This window comes from Pseudomonas sp. LS-2, from assembly GCF_003605735.1.
GTDB lineage: Bacteria > Pseudomonadota > Gammaproteobacteria > Pseudomonadales > Pseudomonadaceae > Aquipseudomonas.
In genome coordinates this window covers 14,002-23,615 of record NZ_QXTJ01000048.1, presented here as the reverse complement: position 1 = coordinate 23,615, position 9,614 = coordinate 14,002, and the positions used below count along the sequence as shown (strand labels likewise).

Genomic DNA, 9,614 nt, shown 5'->3' with positions numbered 1-9,614 from the left:
CTAAATCCTTCCCTCGCTGATGCGTTTCCAGAACAGGAAATCCTGCAATTGCGCGCTGAATCGGCTGCGCATTTTGGGAGCGCATTTTCGCCCATTCACCCGCGTGAGGTTCGAGAGATGTCAACGGTCACCCGTCTTGTCGATGATCGGTCCGAGCAGGCCAGCCCTGCGCCGGAAGAGAAGCTCTACCAGTTCAACGAGTCGCCTCTGCTTGCCCGGCAGAGTCGACAGGAGTCAAACGCTCGCAGTTATCCGCGACGTCTTCCACTGGCCCTCAAGCGTGCCGGCGGGATTCACGTCGAGGACGTTGAGGGGCGCCGTTTCATCGACTGCCTGGCCGGTGCCGGGACGCTTGCGCTGGGGCATAACCATCCGGTGGTGATCGAGGCGATCAAACAGGTGCTGGCCGATGAGCTGCCGCTCTTGACCCTTGACCTCACCACCCCGGTCAAGGATCAGTTCGTTCAGGACCTTTTCGGTCTGTTGCCTGCCGCGTTGTCCAGTGAAGCAAAAATCCAGTTTTGCGGACCCACCGGCACCGACGCCGTAGAGGCCGCGTTGAAGCTGGTGCGGACCGCCACCGGGCGCAGCACTGTGTTGTCGTTTCAAGGCGCTTATCACGGCATGAGCCAGGGCGCTTTGAGCCTGATGGGCAGCCTGGGGCCGAAGCGTCCACTGGGCGCGTTGCTGAGCAGCGGCGTGCAGTTTCTGCCTTACCCCTACGATTACCGTTGTCCGTTCGGGCTGGGAGGGGAGGCAGGGGTAAAGGCCAATCTGCATTATCTGGAAAGCCTGCTCAACGACCCGGAAGCCGGTGTGCAGTTGCCGGCGGCGATCATTCTTGAAGCGGTACAGGGTGAGGGCGGGGTGATTCCTGCCGACGTCGAATGGCTGCGCGGCGTGCGTCGGATTACCGAAAAGGCGGGCGTGCCGCTGATCGTCGATGAGATTCAGAGCGGCTTCGGTCGTACCGGCAAAATGTTCGCCTTCGAGCACGCCGCAATCATCCCGGATGTGGTGGTGATGTCCAAGGCCATCGGCGGCAGTCTGCCCATGGCGGTGGTGGTGTATCGCGACTGGCTCGACACCTGGCAGCCCGGCGCCCATGCCGGCACTTTCCGCGGTAACCAGATGGCGATGGCCACCGGTTCCGCGGTGATGCGGTATCTGAAGGAGCACAACGTCGCCGACCACGCAGCGGCCATGGGGCAGCGCTTGAGCGAGCACCTGCGCATCCTGCAACGGGATTTCCCGCAGATGGGCGATATCCGTGGTCGCGGTCTGATGCTGGGTGTCGAACTCGTGGATCCGCAGGGCGAGAAAGATGCGCTGGGGCACCCGCCGCCATTTGCCCGTCTGGCGCCGCTGGTACAGCGTGAGTGCCTCAAGCGCGGGCTGATTCTGGAAATGGGCGGGCGGCATGGCAGCGTGGTGCGTTTCCTGCCGCCGCTGGTGATTACGGCGGCGCAGATCGATGAAGTGGCGCAGATCTTCAGCAGGGCGTTCGCCGCTGCGGTCGCCAGCCTCTAATTTTTCGGGCGGCTGATCCGTTCCTTCTACACAACCCTCTACACCTTCGCTGCGCGTCCGGCGCGGCGAACCTTTCAGCGATGGAGACAAGCAATGACGTCAGTATTCGACCGCGAGGACATCCTCTTTCAGGTAGTGGTCAATCACGAGGAGCAGTATTCGATCTGGCCTGATTACAAGGCTGTGCCGCAGGGGTGGCGTACGGTGGGCAAGAGCGGCCTGAAAAAGGAATGCCTGGCGTATATCGAGGAAGTCTGGACGGACATGCGTCCCTTGAGCCTGCGCAAGAAAATGGAAGAGCAGGCCGCAACGGCGCACTGATTCCTTTCTGCTTCTGCCGAAGGCGTAGGAGCGTGGCTTGTCCCGCGATCTGGCGCGAAGCGGCAGTAAGATCAGCCAGCGTGGTGTGTCAGGTGCACCGCATAGGCAGGCTTGGCTGCCGCTGCGCGCCAGATCGCGAGCAAGCTTGCTCCTACGCCCTTCGGGCCGAATCAAGAGCCCGAATCACGCCGCCGTTCTGCTTCTACGCCCTCCGGGCCGGATCAAAAGCCCGAATCACGCCGCCGTTCTGCTTCTACGCCCTTCGGGCCGAATCAAAAGCGCGTATCACGCCGCACTTCTGCTTCTGCCGAAGGCGTAGGAGCGTGGCTTGTCCCGCGATCTGGNGGCCAGCGTGGTGTGCCCGCCTACCCGCCTCGGCGCTCTTCCCTGCTGCTGCGCGCCAGATCACGAGCAAGCTTGCTCCTACGCCCTTCGGGCCGAATCAAAAGCGCAAATTGCGCCGCAGTTCTGTTTCTACGCCCTTCGGGCCGAATCAAAAGCGCGAATCACGCCGCAATCCTGTTTCTGCCGAAGGCGTGGGAGCGTGGCTTGTCCCGCGATCTGGCGCGCAGCGGCAGTAAGATCAGCCAGCGTGGTGTGTCAGGCAAACCGCATGGGCAGGATTTACTGCCGCTGCGCGCCAGATCGCGAGCAAGCTTGCTCCTACGCCCTTCGGGCCGAATCAAAAGCCCGAATCACGCCGCCGTTCTGCTTCTACGCCCTTCGGGCCGAATCAAAAGCGCGAATCACGCCGCAATTCTGCTTCTGCCGAAGGCGTAGGAGCGTGGCTTGTCCCGCGATCTGGCGCGAAGCGGCAGTGAGATCGGCGAGCGCGGTGTGTCAGGCATACCGCATGGGCAGGATATACTGCCGCTGCGCGCCAGATCGCGAGCAAGCTTGCTCCTACGCCCTCCGGGCCGGATCAAAAGCCCGAATCACGCCGCCGTTCTGCTTCTACGCCCTCCGGGCCGAATCAAGAGCCCGAATCACGCCGCCGTTCTGCTTCTGCCGAAGGCGTGGGAGCGTGGCTTGTCCCGCGATCTGGCGCGCAGCGGCAGTAAGATCAGCCAGCTCGGTGTGTCAGGCACACCGCATGCGCAGACTTTACTGCCGCTGCGCGCCAGATCGCGAGCAAGCTTGCTCCTACGCCCTCCGGGCCGAATCAAAAGCGCAAATCACGCCGCCGTTCTGTTTCTACGCCCTTCGGGCCGAATCAAAAGCCCGAATCACGCCGCCGTTCTGTTTCTGCCGAAGGCGTAGGAGCGTGGCTTGTCCCGCGATCTGGCGCGAAGCGGCAGCAGCGGTTGACCGCCGTCGGAACAATGCGTCAGGACCCGGAAACCAGCGCCTCGGTGACCTGTTTGATATTCCCTTCAAGCTCCCCCAGCGGATCGTCGCTGTCCGTCTGCAACACCAGCAATCGACTGCCCGCCGCACGAATGGCCGCTTTCAGCGCATCGGCGGGGTCGCGGTGAGCGATCACTACTGCCACGTCATCGGTCTTGAGTCGCTTCTGCAGCGCTTCCAGTGCCTCGGCGGTCCATTGCGGATCAGGGCGGGCATCGACCGCCAGCAGGTCCAGGTTCAGCCCGCTGGTCAGATACCCAAAGCGCTCGCTCAGGCTCATCACACTCAGATTATCGGCCTTGGCCAGTTGCGCCTCGGCCTCGGCGCTGATCTTGAGCAGCCGTTGCTTGAAACCGGCAAGGTTACTGTCGATGGTCGCCTTGGCCGACGGGGCCAAGCGCGCCAGATCGGTGGCGAGTACATCGCCCATTCGTCCCAGGTTGTTGCTCGACTGCCACGGCTGGCTGTTCAGGCCGTCGTTTTGCCCAGGCTGCAAGGCGACGCCAGGCAGGGCGCCGTCCACCGGCCGCGCGGCGTCGATCTCGACGATGCGGATGTTGCTGCGGCGGGCATCGGGATACAGCGGGTCATCCGGCCAGATCGAACGCAAACCGATCACCGCATCGGCCGATGTCGCCAGTTGTTTCAGCTCCGACGCGCCACGTCCGCTGAAGTACGCGGCCTGACGCGATCCCGGCAGACTCGCCGGAGCAGCGCGTTCGAGCGTCACTCCCGAGCCCTTCAACAGGATTTCAGCCAGGCCAAAGGTGATGGGCAACGAGGCGATGACCCGCACCGGTTGCTCAGGTGTGTGTGAGGTCGGGTTCTGATGGGTCTCGCTGGCAAGCAAAGGCGCGCCGAACGCACCGCCCAGGGCGAGTGCCAGCGTCAGGGTCGATAAGCGGATGACTGACATTTATCCAATATTTCCTTTCAGGCTCGGCACGGTGCCGCGGGCAATCGCAGCGAGGGCGAAGGCAGCGCCGGCGACCAGAATGATCGCGGCGCCTGAGGGGACCGGCAGGTCGAAGACGATGGGCAGCAGGATGCCGCAGAGGGTGCTGACCGTCGCGATCAGCACGGAGATCCAGAAAAAGCCCTTGAGCGACTGGCTCAACAGGCGTGCCGCAGCGGCAGGCACCACCAAGAGTGCACCGACCAGAATGGCACCGATGACCTTGACCGCCGCAACGGTGATCAGCGTCACCAGAACCACGAACAGGTAGTCCAGGGTCTTGACCGCCACGCCGCGAACTGCCGCCAGTTGCGGGTTGAAACTGGCGAGCATGATGCGGTTGTACAGCGGCAGGGCGAGTGCCATGACCAACGAGCCGACGATCGCCAATACCAGCAGGTCGTTGCCGTTGACCGTCAGCACCGAGCCGAACAGCACGTTTTCCAGAATGTGAATGTTGATCTTCCCGGCCAGCATCAGCAGCAGGCTGGCGCCCAGTGCCAGCGACACCGAGAGGAACACCCCAATCAGGGTATCGGGTGCCAGACCCGTGCGATTGCGCAGGTAGTTGAGCAGCACGCCGAACAGCAGGCAGTAGCCGAACAGGCTGCCGTAGGGGCCAGTGTAGGGTTCGCCCAGCAGAATGCCGACCGCCACGCCGGTCAGTGCCGCGTGCCCGACGGCTTCGGAAAAGAAGGCAAAGCGCTTGACCACCACCAGCGTGCCCAGCCCTCCGAGCACCGGTCCGATCAACAGTCCGGCGATCAGGGCGTTGACCACGAATCCATAGGCGAGAACCGCCGGCAGATAGCCGGAAGATGCCCAGTCCTGCACCAGTAGACGAAAGGCTTCATACGTCATGGCCCGATACTCCCGTGGCTGCCGCGAGGGTGGGTGGAGAACAGCGTCAGCAGCCGTTCGGGGGTCAATGCCTGACCGGGCGGGGCGTCGAACAGCACGCGGCGGTTCAGGCCTGTCACGCGGTCGGCCAGACGCTGGACCGCCTCCAGATCGTGTTCGATCCAGAGCACCGTGACCCCGGACTGGCGCCAGTCGCCAAGCAGGCGTTCGAAGACTCGAATGCCTGCTTCATCAAGGGCCGACATCGGTTCGTCGAGCACCAGCAGTTGCGGGGAGGGGATCAGCCCCTGGGCCAGCAACACGCGCTGGCGCTCGCCCCCGGACAACGCACCCATGCGCCGTTTGCGTTTGTCCTGCATGCCGACCCGTTCCAGCGCATCGCCGATGGTTTGAGCGTAGCGCGCTGACAGGCCGAGAAACGCCGGCCGGCGTTGGCACATCGCGGCCATGAAATCGTCCACCGTCATCGGCAGGCCCCGGTCGAATTCCAGCGCCTGAGGCACATAGCCAATGACGCCCGATGGCTGCTGCCACTCCAGGCTCAGGCGGCCCTGATGCGGCATCTGCCCGAGCAAGGTCTTGATCAGCGAGCTCTTACCGCCGCCGTTAGGGCCGACCAGTGCATGAACGCTGCCGGGACTGACACGAAAACTCACGTTGTCGAGGATGACGGTTCGCCCCAGTGTCAGGCTGACGCTTTCGAAGTGGACGCCCGGACCGTTGCGGGTCACCTGGATACTTTCTGCGACCGTCATGCGCCGGACTCCTGAATCGCCCTGACCACGGTGTTCAGGTTGTTGGTCATTTCTTTTTCGTACTTGTCGGCGGTGTATTCGCCATAGGAAATGTGCGACAGCGGATAGAGCCTCACGCCGGCTTCGCGCTGGATGGTCTCGACGTACGTGGAGGGGAAGTCCATCTCCGAGAAGATCACCTTGACGTCCAGTTCGCGCAGCTGGTCGATGGTTTTCTTCAGTTGGCTGGGGCTGGGCTCGATGCCGTGGGCGGGTTCGACGACGGCGGTGACCTCAAGACCGAATTCCCGCAGCAGGTAGTCGTAGGCCGCATGCACCGTGGCGACACGCAGGTCAGGGTTTGGCGCCTGGGTCAGTCTGGCCAGCGCATCGGCGCGCATCTTGCGCAGGCGTTTGCCGTAGGCCCGTGCGTTGGCGGTGTAGGTGGCCGCGTTGGGCGGATCGAGTTTGCCCAGCTCGCGGGCGATGTTGTTGACCTGAGCAATGGAGGCGCTGATGGAAAGAAACGTGTGCGGGTTCACCACTTTGCCCGCGCCTCGGGCGGCGGTGCCGGTGGCGGCGAGCAAGGGCACGTTTTCATTCGCTTCGATGGTCGCGATGCCGGGCTTTTCGCTGGCCTGGATCATGCGGTCGGCGAAGTCGTCGTGGCCCACGCCGTTGAGCACGATCACGTCCAGCGTGCCGATGCGTTTGATGTCCTCGGCACGGGGTTCGTAGGCGTGAGGGTTAAAGCCGGCCGGTATCAACGGCACCACTTCGGCCTTGTCGCCGACGATGTTCGCCACGTAGCTGTAATACGGATGCAAAGTGATGCCGATGCGCAGGCGCTTTGCTTCCTCGGCGCTGGCGGTGGGTGACATCAGCGGCGTCAGCAAAAGGCCGAGCAGGCCAGCCAGCAGCAGGCGGCGCTGGCGAACGAAGGATGAAATGGACATGGGTAAGCAGTCTTCTCCTGGCGCGAATCAAGGGTTCAATGTTGATGCTGACGGGTGACCCCGGCGTCGAACTGCGCGACGATCTGCCGCCAGCCCCCCGCAATCAGGGCCTGATCGCCGAGGTCGTCAGGAATGGCCGGGGCGACGGCGCGGTTGAGCCAGATGTCCGGTTGTGGGTCCGCGGCGTTCACCCGCAGCAGAAACGAGCCCGCAGTGGTCGCCACCTTGCTCAGGCCCAGGTAGGCGCGTTGATCGAGCAGTTGCCAAACGTGACCACCGCGGCTGACGGAACTGGCGTCCTCGGCGAACGGCGCGAAGCCTTCTGCGCCCAAGGCGTTTGGGGTCGGCAGGGTCGGCTGTTCCTGTTGCAGCAGGCGGATTTCGTCCAGGGTCACCCGCAGATCCGCGTAGATCCCCTGTTCGCCGGGCGTCAGGTCGCGTCGGGCGTCCATCTGGAAGGTCTCGAGGCTGGCGACGTCCTGGCTCTCGCGATGCCAGAACACCACCGAGCCGGCGCAGGCCAGCACGATCAGGCAGAACAGCAGCACGTAAAGCGTTTCGTGGCCGGCCCCGGCGGGACGGATGACCTGGGTATGGGCGGATGCGTTCATTGTGGCTGGATATCCGCGTGATCGACTTCAACGACGTGGCCCGGGCCTGCGTCGAACAGCACATAAAACTCGCCGCCCGGCTTCTTGAAGGTCAGGGTCGAGTCGGTGCCCAGCTTGCCCGGCACCAGAATGCTTTCGTCGTAGCCGATGACGTCCAGCGTCACCCCCGGCGCGCCGCTGCCGTCGGAGAAACCGCCCGTGCAGCGGATTTGCTCGCCTTCGATTTCCTTGCACTCGCACAGCGGGTTGTGGGCCATCGCCAGGCTGCTGAAGCCGGCGCAGAACATCAGTAACAGGCCTGGGGCAACAAGGCCCGGCCAACGTTTGCCTGTCACAGCGGTCATGGTTTGCTTCCTTGTGTTTCGAGCCAGGCGGCCGTTGCCGGCGACGCCTTGCTCAGGGGAATCGAGGCTTGATGCATGGAGCCGTCCCAGCCCTCCATGGTGATCCACAGATCATTGTCGGCGGGGAGGCGTTTGGGGATCGAAACGGCGGCGCCCATGCGATACGGCGTGCCGAAAAAGATCGCACCGGCAGCGCGCAGGCTGCGCGGCTTGCCGATGCGCAGATAGGTTGCCTTGACCTGGTTGACGCAGGTGTCGCACAGGGCGGCGTTGAAGCTTTTCATGTAGCCGGCCGGGCCGTTGAGTTGCGGCGCCTGATTGCGCAGCTCGGCCAGACGCAGGCTCCATGGCCCGACCTGAACCTCACCGATCTGCCGCTCGCCCAGACCGCTCTCGCCACGGAACAGCGCAGCGTCTGCGAAGTACTTGGGCATGAAGCCCAATGGGATCAGCAACAGCAGGATGTTCAGGTGGAAGCGCCACTTGTGCCAGAGCTGGCGCAGCGGGGACGGGGCGGCTGCAGTGTGGGTCCGGCTCACAGGTTAGCCTCCGCGGTGTCTGGGATGGAGGCCGTCTTGATCGGCTCGGCCGTTGCCTTGTTGCTGCGTTTGAAGGCGGCGGCGGTCGCCTGAGCGGTGCGTTTGGTCCAGATCAGCAAGCCGCTTAGCACCATCATGCTCAGCAGCAGGCCGAAGAAGCACCAGATCAGCTTGATCCAGATGCCGCCGAAATCGCCGGTATGCAGCGGGCGCATCGATTCGGTGACGAACTCCAGGGCGCTGCGGTCGGTCAGCAGGTGGGTGGTGTCGAGTGTGCCGCTGTACGGGTTGATGTTGGCGGTCTGGTACATCAACGGATACCAGCCGCGGCCCATCACTGAAAGGTGGCTGTAGGCGTTGGCGGGCAGGGCGATGTAACTGACGTCGAACCCGGGGACCTTGCTGGTCATCACGCGGATCGCTTCATCGACGCCGATCATCGGCGGCGGTTCTCCGTTGGCGCCGGTGGGCACGTTTTCACGGGCGATGACCGGGACGACGGGTTCGCTTGAGATGCTGATCTGGTTGTCGAACAGGATGGCCTGAATCAGGAACCAGGTCCCGGTGACGGAAATCACGGCAATGAACCAGATCGACCAGATGCCGCTGAGTCGATGAAAGTCGCCCCAGAAAATCCGTGCGCCCTGACGGATGCGCAGGGTCGGTCTGAAAAAGCCTTTCCAGAACTTCTTATAGACGACCAGACCGGTGACCAGCGAGGCCAGCAGCGGCAGCCCCAGCAGTGAAACCAGATACCAGCCCCAACTGAAACCGTTGGTGAACGGGACCAGCCACCAGCCATGCAGTGCGCGGGTGAAGGCCTGGAAGTCGAATGACGGACTGACACCCTGAATCGCCCCGGTGTACGGATTGACGTAGACGGAGACCGAGCGGCCATCGGGGTAGCTGACATCGGCGGTCAGCGCAAAATGGGACTCGTCGGGGGTTCTGATGTTTTCCACCAGCGTCTGCGGTTCGGCCACCTGGATGGCCTTGAGGATGGCGTCGTAGCTCAGCGACGTGGCGTCATCCGAGGGTTTGCTGGCGCGCACGTCCGGGTTGGCGAGCCAGACGATTTCCTGACTGACCACGGCCAGGGTGCCGGTCACGCAGACGATCAATACGAAAAACCAGATCGGCAGCGCCAACCAGCTATGGACGAGAAACCAGAGTTTGGAGCGGGACTTCTTGGACATTCGGTACACGTCTTGATCCGAGGGGTTGAGCCGTGCGAGCAACGCAATACGGCCCCTCGTTTGCGAGGGGCCGTCCTTTGACCGGCACGACTGGCTTCAACTTATAAAGACGAATGAGCGCGGGAAAACCCGACACGGAATATGAAAGTAAATGTTTCGTTACGGCCAGTGGCCCGTAACTCAAGGGCTGGCGATACAGCAGAAAGGTTTTTTATGCGGG

The 9,614-nt window shown here is 63.1% G+C and carries 10 protein-coding genes; 2 read left to right on the top strand and 8 right to left on the bottom strand.

Annotated elements, in window-relative coordinates; genetic code table 11:
• The first annotated feature begins 117 nt into the window (after positions 1-117).
• Both D3M70_RS31395 and D3M70_RS31390 read left to right on the top strand, forming a co-directional pair.
• Positions 118-1,530 (top strand): aspartate aminotransferase family protein, encoded by a 1,413-nt coding sequence (locus D3M70_RS31395; protein ID WP_120130132.1) that lies wholly within the window; start codon positions 118-120, stop codon positions 1,528-1,530.
• Positions 1,531-1,623: 93 nt separating this feature from the next.
• Complete coding sequence (locus D3M70_RS31390; RefSeq protein WP_120130131.1) at positions 1,624-1,851, top strand: MbtH family protein; 228 nt, start codon at positions 1,624-1,626, stop codon at positions 1,849-1,851.
• Positions 1,852-3,178: 1,327 nt separating this feature from the next.
• Here D3M70_RS31390 and D3M70_RS31375 read toward each other — a convergent pair.
• Genes D3M70_RS31375 through D3M70_RS31340 form a run of 8 tightly spaced genes read right to left on the bottom strand, consistent with a single transcriptional unit; the run spans position 3,179 to position 9,394 of the window.
• Positions 3,179-4,114 carry a metal ABC transporter solute-binding protein, Zn/Mn family gene (locus tag D3M70_RS31375; protein ID WP_120130126.1) on the bottom strand — a complete coding sequence of 312 codons (936 nt, stop codon included), beginning with the start codon at positions 4,112-4,114 and terminating at the stop codon, positions 3,179-3,181.
• On the bottom strand, positions 4,115-5,014 hold the full coding sequence (locus D3M70_RS31370; protein WP_120130124.1) for a metal ABC transporter permease: 900 nt from the start codon (positions 5,012-5,014) through the stop codon (positions 4,115-4,117).
• Positions 5,011-5,769 carry a metal ABC transporter ATP-binding protein gene (locus D3M70_RS31365; RefSeq protein WP_120130123.1) on the bottom strand — a complete coding sequence of 253 codons (759 nt, stop codon included), beginning with the start codon at positions 5,767-5,769 and terminating at the stop codon, positions 5,011-5,013. Before D3M70_RS31365 ends, D3M70_RS31370 begins: the two co-directional genes overlap by 4 nt.
• On the bottom strand, positions 5,766-6,704 hold the full coding sequence (locus tag D3M70_RS31360) for a metal ABC transporter solute-binding protein, Zn/Mn family (protein ID WP_120130121.1): 939 nt from the start codon (positions 6,702-6,704) through the stop codon (positions 5,766-5,768). The genes D3M70_RS31365 and D3M70_RS31360 overlap by 4 nt, the downstream gene beginning before the upstream one ends.
• 35 nt (positions 6,705-6,739) lie before the next feature.
• On the bottom strand, positions 6,740-7,315 hold the full coding sequence (locus tag D3M70_RS31355) for a DUF6162 family protein (protein ID WP_120130119.1): 576 nt from the start codon (positions 7,313-7,315) through the stop codon (positions 6,740-6,742).
• Positions 7,312-7,602 (bottom strand): hypothetical protein, encoded by a 291-nt coding sequence (locus D3M70_RS31350; RefSeq protein ID WP_120130157.1) that lies wholly within the window; start codon positions 7,600-7,602, stop codon positions 7,312-7,314. Before D3M70_RS31350 ends, D3M70_RS31355 begins: the two co-directional genes overlap by 4 nt.
• A 53-nt stretch (positions 7,603-7,655) precedes the next feature.
• Complete coding sequence (locus tag D3M70_RS31345) at positions 7,656-8,198, bottom strand: thiamine pyrophosphate-binding protein (protein WP_120130118.1); 543 nt, start codon at positions 8,196-8,198, stop codon at positions 7,656-7,658.
• A complete protein-coding gene (locus D3M70_RS31340) occupies positions 8,195-9,394 on the bottom strand; it encodes a PepSY domain-containing protein (protein WP_120130116.1) in 1,200 nt (399 codons plus the stop codon). Before D3M70_RS31340 ends, D3M70_RS31345 begins: the two co-directional genes overlap by 4 nt.
• Positions 9,395-9,614: the final 220 nt, after the last annotated feature.